A 16,399-nucleotide genomic window follows, 5' to 3' on the forward strand; every position below is an offset into this window, starting at 1 on the left:
AATTTTCGGATGATTTATAAAATCAGGATTATTCTTGATGCTGAGGAAGATATCTTCAGGGATTTGGAAATAGAGGATTCCAATACTTTGGAAGAGTTCCATAATGCCATTACACAAGCTTTTGGATTTGGTGGAAGTGAAATGGCTTCTTTCTATACCTGTGATGAAGAATGGAACCAAGATGAAGAAATCGCACTTTTTGATATGAGCGAGAGCGGTTCTGATATAAGACTGATGAACGAAACTGTGCTGGAAGATGTTTTAACAGAGCAAAATCCGAAGTTAATCTATGTCTATGATTTTTTCAGTATGTGGACATTTTTCGTGGAACTGGCAGATATTACAGAAAAAGAGGACCACAGTCCTTATCCCAATCTTTTATTCAGTTTTGGCGAACTGCCAGATTCCCCACCTGAGAAGAAATTTGAATCGAAACCATCAGTTGATTTTGATGATTCCTTTGATAATTATGACGACCTTGATTTTGATGAAAACTGGAATTAAACCGACCTTGCCCTAACTTATAACTAAATTTTAGTAAAACTTAAAAATGCTGAACCTATATCCTGCCCAAATTGAAAGTGTTTCGTTACATAGCGTTGGCAACAAAAATAAAGGCGAATCTATTTTTTTATCCGCAGAACCCTTTTCGTTGAATGATGAAATGTCGGGGCTTTTAAAAGAATACTTTTTCAAACCCTTTAGAGAGAAGGAAGAAAACTATTTCAGATTTTCGAATGAGGTAGATGTGGAGTTCAATGAAGTTTATAAATCAGTTGCAGAGCTGTTTGGAAATCCTTCAAAAACACATTTACTTTCAAAAAAGATTACTACACATCTTTTTGAGCAATCCAATCATCCACACATAAAAAGCGGTGAGGTTTATGTAGTCAATTTTTCGGATGTGGTAATCGACAATGAAAAAACAGATGCGGTAGGTATTTTTAAAAGTGAATTGAAGCATGATTTTCTTCAATTCAAGGAAAAAGAGCAAAACCTTGAAATTTTAATTCGCCAAGGAATCAATATCAATAAATTGGATAAAGGCTGTCTCATTTTTAATGTTAATAAAGAGGAAGGCTATAAAGTTTTATCCGTGGATAGTAACCGATATGATGCCAAATACTGGCTTGAAGACTTTCTTGGCCTGATTCCATTGACAGATGAAAATTTCTATACAAAGAATTACCTCAAATTCTGTCAGAACTTTGCAAAAGATGTTGTACTTCCTGCAGAGGATAAACAACAAGAAGTCATGTTCATGAACCGTGCGGTAAATCATTTCGCCAAGAATGACGCTTTCGAGGAAAGTAATTTTTTGAACGAAGTGTTGGAAAACCCTGAACTTATACCAGAGTTCAAACACTACAAAGTAGAGAAAGGGCCAAAATTCAGTATCGAGGACGTTTCCAATTTTGATATCGCCAACAAGGCCGTTTCAGATGCACGAAAGAAAATAAAAAACGTCATCAATCTAGATACCAATATTCAAATTAAAATGGATTTTATAAATCCTGAATCCGCTGAAAAATTTGTCGAAAAAGGATGGGATGAGGAAAAACAGATGTACTATTATCTGGTCTATTTTAACAAAGAGCAGAAATCCTGATCAAAATTTCTTTTCGATTATTTGGCTCATGCTCACGTTTTCGTAGTTACGCCGAACAAAATCCAGTGCGGCGGACAATACTTGCCCCATAGTTTCGCACTTCTTAAAGTCTACATCCATGGTAAAATTGTGTAGTTCTTCCTTTAAGCGCGTGACATTCTCCGGTAAAGATATTTCATCTGTTTTCACGCAATTTATCAATCGTCTTATCCTATTTCCTGAACTTATGATTCTTTTGGCAACTATGGAACGTTCTTCTATTTTATACTGATCAACGGAATATTCTTGTAATCTGGAACTTACCAATTTGACCATGTTTAAGTTTTCCTTAAAAAACTGCGGCAAGTATACCCTAAATTTTCCTTCAAAGCATTGCTGGTCAAAATCTATTGCTCGAATTCGGTAAACAACGTGATCAAAATCATGAACAGGTACTATTACGTAATTGTAGGAACGCATGTCTCCCAATAATCGTATCATGCAACGCTCATTAAATTTTACAAATTCCTTGGCCAGTTGTGCCTGCTCCCGTTCACTGCAGTTGGGCAACATGTCCTTTATGAAAACATCTCCCGGTATCCCTGCTATATGTTCTTCTATGAGCGTGTCCTTGTAGACCAAAAAGTTTAAATTGTAAGGGGAAAGCATGTGCTCTAGCTCAAGGCCGTACACCCTTGAAGAATCTGTTTTTTTTACATAAAAATGGGTATAGTTGTCGTTCAAAATATTGCGCACCTTGATTCTGAAGGGTTTGGAATTACCGAAGGTGCAATAGTCAACCGCATCAATATTCAAATACTCCAAAATACGCTCGCTTCCGTCTGAGTGCAATATGGAGTAAACCTTTTTTAGGCTCAGATCAATTTCTTCACGGTCAAATTCTGAATAGTATACCCTAACCCATAAAGTATCTTCCCCTTCTTCATCATAAACTGAAACAGAGCCTGCAAAACGAAGTAGATCATCATAAAATATGGGTATTTCTATTTTTCTGTTGTACTTATCCAAGTATGCATCCAATTTTTTATTGACAGGATAAGCAGGTTTTTTCTTTGACATTAATTTTTCCTCGGACATTCTTTCCCTAATTTGTAACAAAATCGACAATACATCGTCAAGTTACTATAAACAATTCAAAAAACGATTCCGACTTGGAAACAATACTGACCGTAAACAATCTTACAAAAAAATTTGGCTTTCTAACTGCTGTAAAAGATCTATCATTCACTATTGAAAAGGGAAACGTTTACGGTATTTTGGGACCCAATGGTAGTGGTAAGTCCACTACTCTTGGCATCATCTTAAATGTCGTCAATAGAACATCTGGAGATTTTAGCTGGTTCGATGGAAATACCTCTACCCACGAAGCTTTGAAAAAAGTTGGTGCCATTATAGAAAGACCCAACTTTTATCCTTACATGACGGCCGTGCAAAACTTAAGACTAGTTTGTAAAATTAAAGAAGTCCCTGAAACGAAAATTCAGGAAAAACTTGAGTTGGTGGGTTTATGGGACAGGAAAGACAGCAAGTTTAGAACATACTCTTTAGGTATGAAGCAACGATTGGCCATTGCTTCCGCACTTTTGAACGATCCCGAAATCCTCATTCTTGATGAGCCCACAAATGGTCTGGACCCGCAGGGAATCCATCAGATTCGTGAAATCATTAAAAAAATAACAAGTCAAGGAACTACTATTTTACTTGCCTCACATTTATTGGATGAAGTGGAAAAAGTATGTTCCCATGTGGTAATTCTCAGAAAAGGTGAAAAACTGTACTCCGGTCCCGTAGACAGTATGCTAGCTAGTCATGGTTTTTTTGAATTGAGGACAACCGATATGGAAAAACTTGAATCTTTATTGGAGAAAAATCCAAGTTTTGGGAAAATCATAAAAGAAAACGGGACATTGACCGCTTTTCTAAATGAAGAAATGAACGCCGAAGCACTCAATAGAATGCTTTTTGAAAAAGGTATGATACTGTCCCATCTAGTTAAAAGAAAAGAAAGTCTTGAAGAACAATTTTTAACCTTGACCAAAAACAGCTAAAACAATGGTACGTTTACTTCAAATAGAGTTCATAAAACTCTGGAACAACAGAGCCAGTAAGATATTGATATCTTCCTACTTTGTACTTTTGACTTCGATTGCATTGATAGCGGCCATAAAGTTCGATATAGGTCCTATCAAATTTCATTTAGCTGAAATCGGTATTTTCAACTTTCCTTACATATGGCATTTCAACACATTTGTAACTGCTTTCTTTAAACTGTTTTTGGCAATAGTAATCGTCTCCATGATGGCCAACGAATATAGCAATAAGACCATTAAACAGAATTTAATAGACGGACTATCCAAAAAGGAATTTATTCTTTCAAAATTTCTTACTGTAATTTCTTTTGCATTGGTCTCTACGGTATTTGTGTTTGTTGTATCCCTTATTTTAGGTTCTATCTACTCAGATTATGATGAACTATCCATCGTGTTTTCTGATTTGGAATTTTTAGTAGCATTTTTTGTAAAACTGGTAGGCTTCTTTTCATTCTGTCTTTTCTTGGGGATCCTTGTAAAACGGTCTGCATTTTCTTTGGGCTTTCTTGTAATATGGCAAATTTTAGAGGGCATAACTACTGGCCTAATACGATGGAAATTATTTGATAAAGAAACCACGGAAATGGTCATGGGCTTTTTTCCTTTGCAATCAATGTACAATCTTATCAAAGAACCAATAACAAGACTGGAAGCTGTACAGACCGTCGCAGACCAAGTAGGTGAAAAAATAAATTTAGATTATCAAGTACACTGGTATGAAATTCTGATTGTTCTCGGTTGGACAGCTATTTTCATCTATTTATCCTATGCATTGCTAAAAAAGCGTGATTTATAGTATCTTGTAGTGTTTGATTTTTGTCAAATGCTAAAAAAATTGCTTTACATAGGATTAGTATTAATCCCTTTTTTTTCCATTGCCCAGAGTTGTCCGTCACTCCTTAATCCTTTAGGAGGTGCTACGAATGTTCCTGTAGAAACTGCTATATCATGGGAGATAATTCCAGGTGTAGCGGGCTATTCTATTGCAATAGGAACTACCCCAGGAGCACAAGATATAGTTGCTGAAAGAAACGTTGGGAGTGCAAATTTCTTTAGACCACCAGTAGGGCTTCCAAGCAATACTCAAGTTCATATAACAATTACACTACTTTTTTTTGACGGAACAGAGAACATAGTTTGTCCAAGTAATTCTTTTAATACTGAAAATGTTAATACCATACCCAATTGCACATCAATTAAAAACCCTTCAAATAATGAGATTGATGTAAATTTCAGAACAAATCTTAGATGGGATTATTCTCCAAAAGCTAATAATTATAGATTGAGTATAGGTACAAGTATTGGAGGTTCTGAAATTTTTGGTCCACAAAATGTGGGAAATGTATTAACATTTAATCCCCCTGATGATTTTCCTTTGAATACAGAAATTTTTGTAACCATTGTACCCTTAAATAATATTGGAATTGCTCAAAATTGTATTTCACAATCATTTATTACCCAAGATATAGAAACAAATTTGGGGTGTACGAGATTGATTTCCCCTCGAAATGGTGATTCAAATATCCCACTAACGACAATATTGCAATGGGAGCCAGTATCAGGTGCACAGAGTTACACAGTAAGTTTGGGTACTACACCAGATGGAAAAGAAATACTACGCGACAGAGAAGTGTTTGCCACCATGTTACCTGTTTTAGAATTTGAACCCAACAGAACTATATTTGTGATTATAATACCAAAGAACGAACTTGGTGAAGCTATAAACTGTAGTGAAGAAACTTTCTCTACTGCAATAGGCTGTGGCCCTTTTTTAGATAGAACGACTGGAGAAATTATAACACTCTTTCCAGATTTAAATTTTCCAAATTCTTTTGTTTTATGCGAGAATTCGGAACCTGTTTTGTTATCTACTAATACTATTGCCGAAACCTATAGATGGACAAGTATTACATCTGGGGGGAACGAAATTGAGCTTTTATCAGAAACCCAGGAAGTTGTAATATCGGAAGGTGGCCTTTACCGATTGGATGTTACCAATTTTGCAGACCCAAACGGAAACAACATTCCGTGTACTTCTTCTCAAGAATTTAGCGTAGAGGTAATACCAGGTCCCAGTATAAATTCTATAGACGTAAAACGAGAGGGTGAAACCATTACATTGACGGTAAATGTATCTGGAAACAGTCAGTATGATTTTGCTTTAAATGACATAAATGGACCATATCAAGACAGCAATATTTTTACCAACGTGCCCATTGGAAAAAATACTGTTTATGTTAGGGATAAAAGCGAAAATGGCTGTATACGCTGGCAAGATGTTGAACAGGATTTAATATCAGAAGGTTTTCCCAAATTTTTTACTCCAAATGGAGATGGAATCAACGATTTTTGGCGATATACGCGCCCTCCTAATTTAGAAGAGGATTTTCAAATTGTTTCCATCTCGATATACGATAGGTATGGGAGACTTATTTTTAATATTACACCTAATTCAAATGAATGGAATGGTCAATTGAATGGTCGTCCCCTACCCGCTTCCGATTATTGGTACAGGGCAATTGGAACCGACAACAGAGAATTTAAAGGACATTTTGCATTAAGACGATAATTCTTTTTGAAGTAACCATTTGCTTCGTAATTTTAAAAAATGAAGTTTCAAGTAGTATCGGATTTCAGTCCAACAGGAGATCAGCCCCAAGCAATACAGCAATTGGTAAATGGCATTAATGAAAAAGAGCCGCATCAAACGCTACTTGGTGTAACAGGTTCGGGAAAAACGTTTACAGTTGCAAATGTAGTAGAACAGGTACAGCGTCCAACGCTGGTACTGGCACATAATAAAACTTTGGCAGCTCAGTTATATTCAGAATTTAAACAATTTTTTCCCAATAATGCCATAGAATACTTTGTATCCTATTATGATTATTACCAACCAGAGGCATACATTCCAACAAGTGGTTTATATATTGAAAAAGATCTTTCCATCAATGAGGATATTGAAAAGCTAAGATTAAGTTCCACGTCCTCTTTATTATCGGGCCGTAGGGATGTTCTCGTGGTGGCCTCGGTTTCTTGTCTTTACGGTATTGGAAACCCCGTTGAATTTCAGAAAAATGTGATTTCAATCCATAGGGATCAAGTAATATCAAGAACCAAATTTTTAAAACAGTTGGTGCAAAGTTTATATTCCAGAACTACCGCAGATTTTAGAAACGGGAATTTTAGGGTCAAGGGTGATGTGGTCGATGTATTTCCAGGCTATGCGGACCATGCGTTCCGAATTCATTTTTTTGGTGATGAAATTGAAGAGATTGAGGCTTTGGACCCATTTAATAACAATGTTATTGAGGTCTATAACTCCCTTAATATTTATCCTGCCAATATGTTTGTCACCTCTCCCGATATTCTTCAGAACGCGATACATCAGATACAGGATGATTTGGTCAAGCAGATAGATTATTTTAAAGAAATAGGCAGACCACTCGAAGCTAAACGCTTGGAAGAACGTACAAATTTTGATTTGGAGATGATACGCGAGCTCGGTTATTGTTCGGGCATTGAGAACTATTCAAGATATCTGGATGGAAGAGAGCCAGGTACCAGACCGTTCTGCCTTTTGGATTATTTTCCCGATGACTATCTTATGATTATCGATGAAAGCCACGTCACCATCCCACAAGTCCACGCCATGTACGGTGGTGACCGTTCAAGAAAAGAAAACTTGGTGGAGTACGGTTTTCGGCTTCCAGCTGCGATGGATAACAGGCCACTTAAATTTGAAGAGTTCGAAGCGCTTCAAAACCAAGTAATTTATGTGAGTGCAACACCTGCCGATTATGAATTACAGTTGAGCCAAGGAGTATACGTGGAACAAGTGATTCGGCCTACGGGATTATTGGATCCTATTATCGATATTCGACCAAGTTTAAACCAAATCGATAATCTGGTAGAAGAAATACAGCAGCGTGTTGAAAAAGATGAACGGACCTTGGTGACCACCCTTACCAAGCGCATGGCGGAAGAACTCGCAAAATATCTAACGAGAATCGATATAAGATGCCGCTACATACATAGCGACGTGGATACTTTGGAACGGGTTGAAATTATGCAGGATCTGCGAAAAGGAATTTTTGATGTTTTAATTGGCGTAAACCTGCTACGGGAAGGACTAGACCTGCCAGAAGTTTCACTTGTTGCCATTCTGGATGCGGATAAAGAAGGTTTTCTGCGAAGTAACCGTTCTTTGACACAGACCGTTGGCCGTGCTGCCAGACATTTGAACGGAAAGGCGATAATGTATGCGGATACCATAACGGAAAGTATGCAAAAAACCATAGACGAAACCAATTACCGAAGGGATAAACAAATGGCCTACAATAAAGAAAACAACCTTGTCCCAACAGCCCTTAATAAAAGTCTGGACAATGCACTGGCCAAAAACTCGGTCTCTACCTATCACTTTCAAAAAGAAGAATTACGCGCAGCAGAACCTGAGCTGGAATACCTAACGCAAGACCAAAAAGAAAAGATGGTCCGTGAAAAACGCAAAGCAATGGAAAAAGCTGCCAAGGAACTTAATTTTATGGAAGCAGCTAAATTGAGGGATGAAATCAAAGTACTCCAAGAATCATGATAAAATACATCTTTGATAATAAAAATTTAATTGTATTGGCAAGTTTCTTTATGATTCTCAACCTAAACGGACAAGAACTGTCAAAGGAACAAATTAAAATTGCTGCTAAAAATTCATTGCCAACAGCCGTAGAGAACTTGATTGATTTTTTAAAGATTCCGAATGATGGGAATTACCAAAATCACATCAATAATAATCTTAGAGAATGTACTTCAATATTCAATGAACTTGGTTTTGAAACCAAAACATTGCAAACAAAGGGAGCACCGCTGCTTTTTGCAGAGAAAAAGTATGTTGGAAACGCAAACAGTCTCCTTTTTTATCTTCAAATTGATGGTCAACCTGTAGATACAACTAAATGGGATCAATCAAATCCGTATAAGCCCGTTATCAAGCAAAAATCCAAAGATGGTAGTTGGTCCACAATCACAAAAGATACCAGAACTACTGAATTGGATATGGACTGGAGAATATTTGCTCGCTCGTCCTCAGACTCCAAAGGACCCGCAATGGCATTTATTACTTCATTGAAAATTTTGGAAGATTTGAAAATAACACCATCATATAATATAAAGGTCATTATGGATTTTCAAGAAGAGCTTGGCTCTCCAGATTTACCAGAAGCCGTTAAGGAGTATCGAGAGCTTTTGGATGCAAATGCGATATTGATTATGGATGGCACAAGACATATTTCCAACTTGCCCACTTTAACCTATGGTGCAAGAGGTATAGCAACGGCCACCCTCAAAGTATTTGGAGCCAAAAAACCACTGCATAGCGGGCAGTATGGGAACTTTGCACCAAATCCCGTTTTTGAAACGGCACGATTGATCGCCTCTTTGAAAGATGAAAAGGGTAGGGTGTTGATTCCAGGATTTTATGATAATATTCAATTGACCGAAACGGAAAAGAAGAAGCTCAACAAAGTTCCAGAAGATTTGACAGAGATAAAGGCCGACCTCGGCATTTCAAGACCTGACTTGGTAGGTAAAACCTATCAAGAATCATTACAATATCCTTCATTGAACATTAGAGGCCTAAATGCAGCATGGGTAGGGAAAGAGGTCAGGACATTGATTCCTTCTGAAGTAACGGTGGAATTCGACATGCGGTTGGTACCAGAATCCGATGGAAAAAGATTGATGGAATCTCTTAGGGAACATATTGTAAGTAGAGGTTTTCATTTAGTAGATGAGAATCCAACGGATGATGAACGTGCCGCTCACAACAAATTGGCTTCTTTTAGCTATAGACTTGGCTCTAAGCCTTTTAGAACCTCGTTTGACTCTTCGCTTGGTAAAATGCTAAATGCTGCTATGTCCAAAATTTTTGGTCCTAATTATGTCAATATGCGCACCACGGGCGGTTCACAACCCATTGCCCCATTTATCAATACACTGGGAGTACCAGCAGTTTCTTTGCGCATACCCAATCCTGATAATAGTATTCATGCACCCAATGAGAATTTAAGAATAGGTAATTTTTTAGAAGGAATAATGTCGTGTATTGCAGTCCTAAATGAACCCATGCAATGATGGCGCAAAAAAAAGCGCGCCTCAACCGTTTTAGTGCGGAGAAACGCGCTTTCCAACTAACCAACCAACCATCATGAAACACCTAAATTGGTGTATTCATAATTTTCTTTATGACTTATCCTATAGAAATCAATCTTTTGGGTCTAGGTAATGCCTCTTCTTTTTTGGGAAGTGTCAACCTTAAGATTCCATTCTCATAACTTGCATCTATCTTAGTGCCGTCCACTGTTTCAGGTAAAGAGAATGCTCTTTTAAAAGAAGCATGGAAGAATTCTTTTCTTGTATAATTTTCCTTGGTTTCTTCATTTTCAGACTTTACCTCACTGGAAATAGTCAAGACATCATTATCTACCTCTATTTGAAAATCTTCCTTATTGAATCCGGGAACAGCCAGTTCCAATTCAAAACCTTTTGACTTGTCTTTGATATTTACGGATGGAACAAAGTTTTTTTGATTTTCCATTCCTCCGAACCAATCTGGTCCAAATACATCATTTACCAATGATGGCAAAAACAGATTATTTCTTTTTACTATACTCATGGTGATAAATTTTAATGTTAAACTTTTAAATCACCAATACATAGTCAAATCCTATACCATTAAAAAATTCATGTCATTTTGACATTTTCTTAACAAATAATACTGTCAATATGGCGTTAATTGTAATGGGCCTTAAAAATATTAATGAGCACATCTACTGGAATAACCTTGTTTGGGTATTTATGCATTACCTGTAGAACCTGACCAATAGCAGAAGGCGGTAGTCCCATGGCAAGACCGATGTTATGTAGTGTATTAATTTCTTTTTGGTGCTGTTCCTCATCTATGTTCATTAAAAGTAACAGTCTATGAAACTGAACAATACGCTCAGCCTGTGATTTTAATATAACTTTGGGCGACTTTTTCTTAAGTAGTTTTTTAAAAGTTGCCTTATCAATTCCCAAGTTTGAAGCAACACCCAACAAAAACTGGTACTCTGAATCTTTAAGAGAATAATCTACTCTAGCAAAGGCGATCATCTCTGAAAGAATACTCAATTTTTCTTCATAAGTTCCCATGATCTTGGGTTTTGTGGTTTAGCACCTATAAGATAACTCTAAAACTACAGACTTTAGTGTATATCGAAAGCAAAAAGAGTTAAAGAATCGGTTCAATAAAACTCTCGAATTTCAGTATTAGTGCACAATTCCCTGGGCAGGCATTTTAAATCGTCATTGAAGTTAAAATCTAAGGTTATGGAAAGAGATGTCTTCAAAGCAATAAAAAAGGGCAACATTGAATAAACGTTGCCCTTTTATTATTTTAAATCAGGAAAATTAACCCAATACTTCTTTCACCTTGTCTGCAGCTTCTTGAAACTGTACCGCAGAATGTACCGCCAGGCCTGAATTGTCAATTATTTCTTTCGCTAATTCGGCATTGGTTCCTTGCAACCTTACGATAATAGGTACTTTAATGGCATCTCCCATGTTTTTATAAGCGTCTACCACGCCTTGGGCAACTCTATCACAACGAACGATTCCCCCAAAAATATTGATAAGAATAGCTTTTACGTTTGGGTCTTTTAAAATAATCCTAAACGCCTCTTCTACCCTCTTGGCATCAGCAGTACCACCTACATCCAAAAAGTTGGCTGGTTCACCACCCGCCATTTTGATCAAATCCATGGTTGCCATTGCAAGTCCGGCACCATTTACCATACAACCAACGTTTCCATCCAAGTCCACATAGTTCAAACCTACCTCACGTGCTTCGACCTCAATAGGATTTTCCTCGCGCAAATCGCGCATTTCTGCGTAGGATTTTCTACGATAAAGTGCATTATCATCAATGGAAACCTTGGCATCTACGGCCATGATTTTATCATCGGATGTTTTTAAAACCGGATTTATCTCGAACATGCTTGAATCACTTTCAACATATGCTTTATAAAGAGCAGTGACGAATTTTGTCATTTCTTTAAAAGCTGTTCCGGAAAGTCCAAGGTTAAACGCAATTTTTCTTGCCTGAAACGGCAGCAGGCCTGTAGCGGGATCAATTTCTTCCGTAAATATCAGATGTGGTGTTTTTTCGGCGACTTCCTCAATGTCCATTCCGCCTTCCGTAGAATACATGACCATATTTCTGCCCGTACTCCTATTCAACAAAACAGACATATAAAACTCATTGGTCTCACTGTCACCTGGGTAATAGACATCTTCTGCAATAAGCACTTGGTGTACTTTTTTGCCTTCTGCAGAAGTCTGTGGAGTAACTAAGTTCATACCAATGATGCTTCCAGCCAGCTCTTCTACTTCTTTTAAGTTTTTTGCCAATTTAACGCCACCGCCTTTTCCACGACCACCTGCATGTACCTGTGCTTTTATTACATGCCATCCAGTACCTGTTTCCTGTGTAAGTTGTTTTGCAGCATCAACTGCTTCTTTTGCATTGCGGGCCACTATTCCACGTTGGATCCGTACTCCAAAACTGGCTAAAATTTCTTTCCCTTGATATTCGTGAAGATTCATCTATGCGTTAACTTTTGTTTAGTGACAAAAATAGAAAATGACATTGACAAATTGAAGGTGAAAAAAGAATAATTAATATGCCCAAAGATTCAATCATTATATATTGATTGTAAAATTGGGCTTCAAGTAAAAAAGCCAGTTCAATTTAATACCTAGGTTTTGAAATTGTCAAAATCCAATGGGTCAAAGTTTTTGAAGTGCCCGTTCAATTCTATAATTCCTTTGGTACGTTTGACTTCGTTCAAAACCGATGTCGTATTTTCTAAATGATTTTTTATAAACAGTAAGCGTTCTGTCTCATTGGAAATTTGGAGAAGTTCATATTCCTGCTCAAATGAGAGTCCCATTTTATGGGCAAATGAATAGCTATTGAATTGTTTTGGTGAGGTTTTGGTAAAAGGCATTTCCATTAAATCATATAGCTTCTCAACATGTTCCAAAACTTCTTTTCTAAGTTTTTCGCTAGCATCATTTTCCATATCCAAAAATTGTACATCGCCTCCAGCATAAGGTTTTCCCTTTATTTGATTTTGGAATGAAAGGACTTTGAAAACCTGTCTTGCCACGCACATCACATCCATTTCTCCATTGTCATAGGTTGTGACCACTTCTACCAATTGTACTTCTGTACCGTATGAAATTGTATTGTTTATGTATACAGGTATACCGAAAGTCATTGCTTCTTTTCTACAATCGACAATCAATTGTTTGTACCTGTCCTCAAAAATATGTAATGGAACCGTTTCTCCAGGAAAAAAAACCGACTGCAATGGGAATAGGGGTAATTTCATCATAGTAATTTTCCTTAAATGTACAATGACAAGTTTAAAAGGGCAAGCTACAAATAATCATATTTGTTATTTTTAAAACAATTTGTTATAAATTTATATTCTATAAAAATAATTTTGTGCAACTAACCGGCAACCTCTAGATTTGTGCTAAAGATAGAAGATTATGAGCCCTCAAGATTTATTAAACATTACAAAGGAATTTGGAGCACCTGTTTATGTGTACGACGCTGAGAAAATATCTTCACAGTATGAACGTCTAACCAAAGCATTTGAGGGTGTTGGCAATCTTAGATTGAACTATGCGGCTAAAGCTTTATCCAATATTTCCATTCTTCGCCTTATGAACAGTTTGGGCAGTGGCTTGGACACTGTTTCCATTCAAGAAGTAAAGCTCGGGCTAATGGCGGGGTTTAAACCTGAATCCATAATTTACACACCCAATGGGGTTTCCTTGGAAGAAATTGAAGAAGCTTCTGCGCTCGGTGTTCAAATAAACATAGATAACTTATCGATTCTTGAACAATTTGGTAGCAAACATCCAGATGTACCTGTTTGTATTCGCATAAATCCACATGTCATGGCTGGTGGCAATTCGAACATATCTGTAGGTCACATCGATTCAAAATTTGGTATAAGCATTCATCAAATTCCACATTTATTGCGCATTGTAGATCTTACCCAAATGAATATCAATGGTATTCACATGCATACAGGAAGTGATATTTTGGATATAGATGTTTTCCTTTATGCTTCTGAAATTCTATTTGAAACTGCGAAGAATTTCAAGCATTTGGATTTCATCGATTTTGGAAGTGGATTTAAAGTACCCTACAAAACAGGGGATATTGAGACCAATGTTGAAGAACTAGGAAAAAAATTGACTGCCAAGTTCAATAAATTCTGTAAGGAATACGGTAAAGATTTAACGTTGGCATTTGAACCGGGTAAATTTTTAGTAAGTGAAGCGGGATACTTTTTGGCAAAAGTAAATGTGGTAAAACAAACTACCTCAACGGTTTTTGCAAGTATAGACTCTGGATTTAATCATTTGATCAGACCAATGCTCTATGGCTCTTCTCATGAGATTGTAAATATATCCAACCCTGATGGAAGAGAGAGATATTATTCTGTAGTGGGCTATATATGCGAAACTGATACGTTCGGCAGTAATCGTAGAATAAATGAGATTTCTGAAGGTGATGTGCTGTGCTTTAATAATGCAGGTGCTTACTGTTTTACAATGGCGAGCAATTATAACTCTAGATTTAGACCTGCGGAAGTCCTATGGTTTAATGGAAAAGCACATTTAATAAGACATCAAGAGACTTTCGATGATATTCTACGAAACCAAGTCGACGTGAAAGATCTTTTTGAACCATCCAGAAAGGTTATGGCAGATTAGTTAGCTATTAAATCCGTATTTTTCCTATTTAAATTAATTTTTATCCAAAATAGATGCGTCTTTGGGTCATACTATTTTGGCACAATTTTCGTTAGTTTTATAATAGTCTTTAGACTAAGTCTCATAATAATTAAGGAATTATGCGTACAATTTTTACCTACACTGCCAAAATTGGTTTGCTTTTTTTTCTTTTAATAGGGTTTCAATCCAATGCGCAAAATGTGCAATGGCTATCTTGGGATGAAGCCGTAGCACTCACAAAAAATGAGGGCAATACAAAAAAAATCTTTGTGGACGTCTATACCGACTGGTGTGGATGGTGCAAAAAAATGGATAAGGATACTTTTCAAAATCCAGAGGTAGCTGCCTACATGCAAGATAATTTTTATATGGTAAAATTGGATGCAGAAGGTAAAGACCCTATTGAATATGAAGGAAAAAGCTTTAAATATATTCCTTCGGGCAGAAGAGGATATCATGAATTCGCCGCTGCATTACTACAAGGAAAAATGAGTTATCCTACGGTTGTTTTTCTTGACGAAAACTTAAAAATGCTTTCTCCAGTCCCTGGCTATCAGAAAGTAAAACCCTTTATGCAAATAGCTCGTTACTTTGGTGACAATATTTATAAAGACCAAGATTGGCAGACATATGCTGGAAAGTAGAGGTATGGCATATTTATAAAATAGATACTACCATAAATCCTAAATAGGTGCCTAGAGCATTTCCTAAAGTCCCGACCAATATTGCAGGTAATATTAATTCCTTTCTATTAAAGGTTTCTGCCAGCGCAATTGCAGAAGTACCTCCACCAATATTAGCCTGACTTGCAATTGAAATCATATCCCAATCTTTAAAAGTTATAGCTCCTAATAGGATGATGATAAATCCGTGAATAATTACAGCTATCGAAGTAAACAAAAATAAGGTAAGCCCAACTTCCTTAAGAGCTATTACTGCATCAATTTCACAATAAGCACCAATAACCGCCAGAAATAGGTACACCAAATATAACCCCAGGGTATGCCCTCCTCTCAATTTGGCTACAAAAGGTAGCTGTGCCAATAAAATACCTATTGTGGAAAGTGTTATAATAGAAGGTATTTTTGGAAATAAATGGATGGTAATAACTTCCGAAACAAAAAATGCCAAGAGCCCCATTATAATCAACCACGATAGCGATTGTAAATCTATGGTATCATTATCAGCTTTATCTTTTTCAATTGAAGTCAAGCCAATCTTTTTATCCTTAAAAAAGTGTCTCAATGCTGTAGGGAAAGCAATTGTCAATATAATCCATATGGCAGTTATAACATTATCCACTGCAATTGCTCCTGCATAGAGTATACCCTGTTCTTGAAAATTATATGCCAGCGCGACTGCATTGAAATTTATACTGCCGCCAGTATAAGTTCCGGTAAACATACCTGCCAATATCTTGCCATCGGCTCCTAAGATATGTTGTGGGGAAAGTATATACCACGATGCAAGAATACCCAATACTGTTGCTAATGAACCAATCAAAAACAGTATGATCATTGGAGTACCCGCTTTTTTTATGGACCTTAAATTAGCACCCAACAGTAGAAAAAATATGGAAATCGGGGCCAAATAGCCAAATATTCCGTTATACAATGGGATAGAATTCGAAGCAGAAGGAATTAGCTTTAGATTAGCAATAATAGCGGTAAAAACAATGACCAATAATGCAGCGCCCATAGGCCTCCCCAACTTCGTCTTGGCCGCATACAGTGATAAAAGCACCGTAAGGCATAGAATTGTCAATACATAGACAGGATTTTCCGTAAAACTCATGTTAAGACAAAATAAAGAGAGCAAACATAGCGAAATGATTTAGCTCACTAAA

Annotated in this window: 15 protein-coding genes; 9 read left to right on the plus strand and 6 right to left on the minus strand. The window is 36.8% G+C overall.

The window, feature by feature from the left end:
- The first annotated feature begins 9 nt into the window (after positions 1-9).
- Both HME9304_RS01970 and HME9304_RS01975 read left to right on the plus strand, forming a co-directional pair.
- A complete protein-coding gene (locus HME9304_RS01970) occupies positions 10-504 on the plus strand; it encodes an IS1096 element passenger TnpR family protein (protein WP_112376994.1) in 495 nt (164 codons plus the stop codon).
- A 46-nt stretch (positions 505-550) separates the two neighbouring features.
- The gene (locus tag HME9304_RS01975; protein ID WP_112376995.1) at positions 551-1,609 is read left to right on the plus strand and encodes a nucleoid-associated protein; all 1,059 of its coding nucleotides are present in this window, start codon (positions 551-553) and stop codon (positions 1,607-1,609) included.
- Here the strand turns inward: HME9304_RS01975 and HME9304_RS01980 are convergent, their stop codons facing one another.
- Entirely contained in the window at positions 1,610-2,686 is a 1,077-nt protein-coding gene (locus tag HME9304_RS01980) for a hypothetical protein (RefSeq protein ID WP_112376996.1), read from the minus strand.
- A gap of 74 nt (positions 2,687-2,760) precedes the next feature.
- On the opposite strand from HME9304_RS01980, the gene HME9304_RS01985 reads away from it, so the two are divergent.
- The 5 genes from HME9304_RS01985 to HME9304_RS02005 are packed head-to-tail and all read left to right on the plus strand — an operon-like array spanning position 2,761 to position 9,828.
- Positions 2,761-3,657, plus strand: a complete 897-nt coding sequence (locus tag HME9304_RS01985) for an ABC transporter ATP-binding protein (RefSeq protein WP_112376997.1) — start codon at positions 2,761-2,763, stop codon at positions 3,655-3,657.
- A gap of 4 nt (positions 3,658-3,661) precedes the next feature.
- On the plus strand, positions 3,662-4,495 hold the full coding sequence (locus tag HME9304_RS01990) for an ABC transporter permease (RefSeq protein ID WP_112376998.1): 834 nt from the start codon (positions 3,662-3,664) through the stop codon (positions 4,493-4,495).
- 27 nt (positions 4,496-4,522) lie between these two features.
- Positions 4,523-6,268, plus strand: coding sequence for a T9SS type B sorting domain-containing protein (locus HME9304_RS01995; protein WP_112376999.1), 1,746 nt, complete (start codon positions 4,523-4,525; stop codon positions 6,266-6,268).
- Between the two features lie 39 nt (positions 6,269-6,307).
- Positions 6,308-8,293, plus strand: a complete 1,986-nt coding sequence (uvrB, locus tag HME9304_RS02000; RefSeq protein ID WP_112377000.1) for an excinuclease ABC subunit UvrB — start codon at positions 6,308-6,310, stop codon at positions 8,291-8,293.
- Entirely contained in the window at positions 8,290-9,828 is a 1,539-nt protein-coding gene (locus HME9304_RS02005; protein WP_112377001.1) for a M20/M25/M40 family metallo-hydrolase, read from the plus strand. The genes uvrB and HME9304_RS02005 overlap by 4 nt, the downstream gene beginning before the upstream one ends.
- A 115-nt stretch (positions 9,829-9,943) precedes the next feature.
- On the opposite strand, the gene HME9304_RS02010 is transcribed toward HME9304_RS02005, so the two are convergent.
- From HME9304_RS02010 to HME9304_RS02025, 4 genes are all read right to left on the minus strand, one after another.
- Positions 9,944-10,369 carry an Hsp20/alpha crystallin family protein gene (locus tag HME9304_RS02010; RefSeq protein ID WP_112377002.1) on the minus strand — a complete coding sequence of 142 codons (426 nt, stop codon included), beginning with the start codon at positions 10,367-10,369 and terminating at the stop codon, positions 9,944-9,946.
- 116 nt (positions 10,370-10,485) lie between these two features.
- Complete coding sequence (locus HME9304_RS02015; protein ID WP_112377003.1) at positions 10,486-10,887, minus strand: TerB family tellurite resistance protein; 402 nt, start codon at positions 10,885-10,887, stop codon at positions 10,486-10,488.
- A 258-nt stretch (positions 10,888-11,145) separates the two neighbouring features.
- Positions 11,146-12,339, minus strand: a complete 1,194-nt coding sequence (gene sucC, locus HME9304_RS02020) for an ADP-forming succinate--CoA ligase subunit beta (protein ID WP_112377004.1) — start codon at positions 12,337-12,339, stop codon at positions 11,146-11,148.
- A gap of 152 nt (positions 12,340-12,491) precedes the next feature.
- Positions 12,492-13,133 carry an LON peptidase substrate-binding domain-containing protein gene (locus HME9304_RS02025; protein ID WP_239023373.1) on the minus strand — a complete coding sequence of 214 codons (642 nt, stop codon included), beginning with the start codon at positions 13,131-13,133 and terminating at the stop codon, positions 12,492-12,494.
- A gap of 160 nt (positions 13,134-13,293) precedes the next feature.
- On the opposite strand from HME9304_RS02025, the gene lysA reads away from it, so the two are divergent.
- Together lysA and HME9304_RS02035 are read left to right on the plus strand one after the other, a co-directional pair.
- Complete coding sequence (gene lysA, locus HME9304_RS02030; RefSeq protein ID WP_112377005.1) at positions 13,294-14,532, plus strand: diaminopimelate decarboxylase; 1,239 nt, start codon at positions 13,294-13,296, stop codon at positions 14,530-14,532.
- 140 nt (positions 14,533-14,672) lie between these two features.
- Positions 14,673-15,197, plus strand: coding sequence for a thioredoxin family protein (locus HME9304_RS02035; RefSeq protein WP_112377006.1), 525 nt, complete (start codon positions 14,673-14,675; stop codon positions 15,195-15,197).
- A gap of 13 nt (positions 15,198-15,210) precedes the next feature.
- Here HME9304_RS02035 and HME9304_RS02040 read toward each other — a convergent pair whose 3' ends face one another.
- Positions 15,211-16,347 (minus strand): DUF819 family protein, encoded by a 1,137-nt coding sequence (locus HME9304_RS02040; RefSeq protein ID WP_112377007.1) that lies wholly within the window; start codon positions 16,345-16,347, stop codon positions 15,211-15,213.
- Positions 16,348-16,399: the final 52 nt, after the last annotated feature.

Origin of the sequence: Flagellimonas maritima, from assembly GCF_003269425.1 — a bacterium.
GTDB classification, from domain to species: Bacteria; Bacteroidota; Bacteroidia; order Flavobacteriales; family Flavobacteriaceae; genus Flagellimonas; species Flagellimonas maritima.

What these genes read in the sequence shown, in the direction of transcription:
- HME9304_RS01980 (WP_112376996.1), bottom strand. Translation starts at nt 2,686, where the DNA reads ATGTCCGAGGAAAAATTAATGTCAAAGAAAAAACCTGCTTATCCTGTC.
- HME9304_RS02040 (WP_112377007.1), bottom strand. Translation starts at nt 16,347, where the DNA reads ATGAGTTTTACGGAAAATCCTGTCTATGTATTGACAATTCTATGCCTT.
- HME9304_RS02010 (WP_112377002.1), bottom strand. Translation starts at nt 10,369, where the DNA reads ATGAGTATAGTAAAAAGAAATAATCTGTTTTTGCCATCATTGGTAAAT.
- lysA (WP_112377005.1), top strand. Translation starts at nt 13,294, where the DNA reads ATGAGCCCTCAAGATTTATTAAACATTACAAAGGAATTTGGAGCACCT.
- HME9304_RS01995 (WP_112376999.1), top strand. Translation starts at nt 4,523, where the DNA reads ATGCTAAAAAAATTGCTTTACATAGGATTAGTATTAATCCCTTTTTTT.
- HME9304_RS02005 (WP_112377001.1), top strand. Translation starts at nt 8,290, where the DNA reads ATGATAAAATACATCTTTGATAATAAAAATTTAATTGTATTGGCAAGT.
- sucC (WP_112377004.1), bottom strand. Translation starts at nt 12,339, where the DNA reads ATGAATCTTCACGAATATCAAGGGAAAGAAATTTTAGCCAGTTTTGGA.
- HME9304_RS01975 (WP_112376995.1), top strand. Translation starts at nt 551, where the DNA reads ATGCTGAACCTATATCCTGCCCAAATTGAAAGTGTTTCGTTACATAGC.
- HME9304_RS02025 (WP_239023373.1), bottom strand. Translation starts at nt 13,133, where the DNA reads ATGATGAAATTACCCCTATTCCCATTGCAGTCGGTTTTTTTTCCTGGA.
- HME9304_RS01990 (WP_112376998.1), top strand. Translation starts at nt 3,662, where the DNA reads ATGGTACGTTTACTTCAAATAGAGTTCATAAAACTCTGGAACAACAGA.
- HME9304_RS02015 (WP_112377003.1), bottom strand. Translation starts at nt 10,887, where the DNA reads ATGGGAACTTATGAAGAAAAATTGAGTATTCTTTCAGAGATGATCGCC.
- uvrB (WP_112377000.1), top strand. Translation starts at nt 6,308, where the DNA reads ATGAAGTTTCAAGTAGTATCGGATTTCAGTCCAACAGGAGATCAGCCC.
- HME9304_RS02035 (WP_112377006.1), top strand. Translation starts at nt 14,673, where the DNA reads ATGCGTACAATTTTTACCTACACTGCCAAAATTGGTTTGCTTTTTTTT.
- HME9304_RS01970 (WP_112376994.1), top strand. Translation starts at nt 10, where the DNA reads ATGATTTATAAAATCAGGATTATTCTTGATGCTGAGGAAGATATCTTC.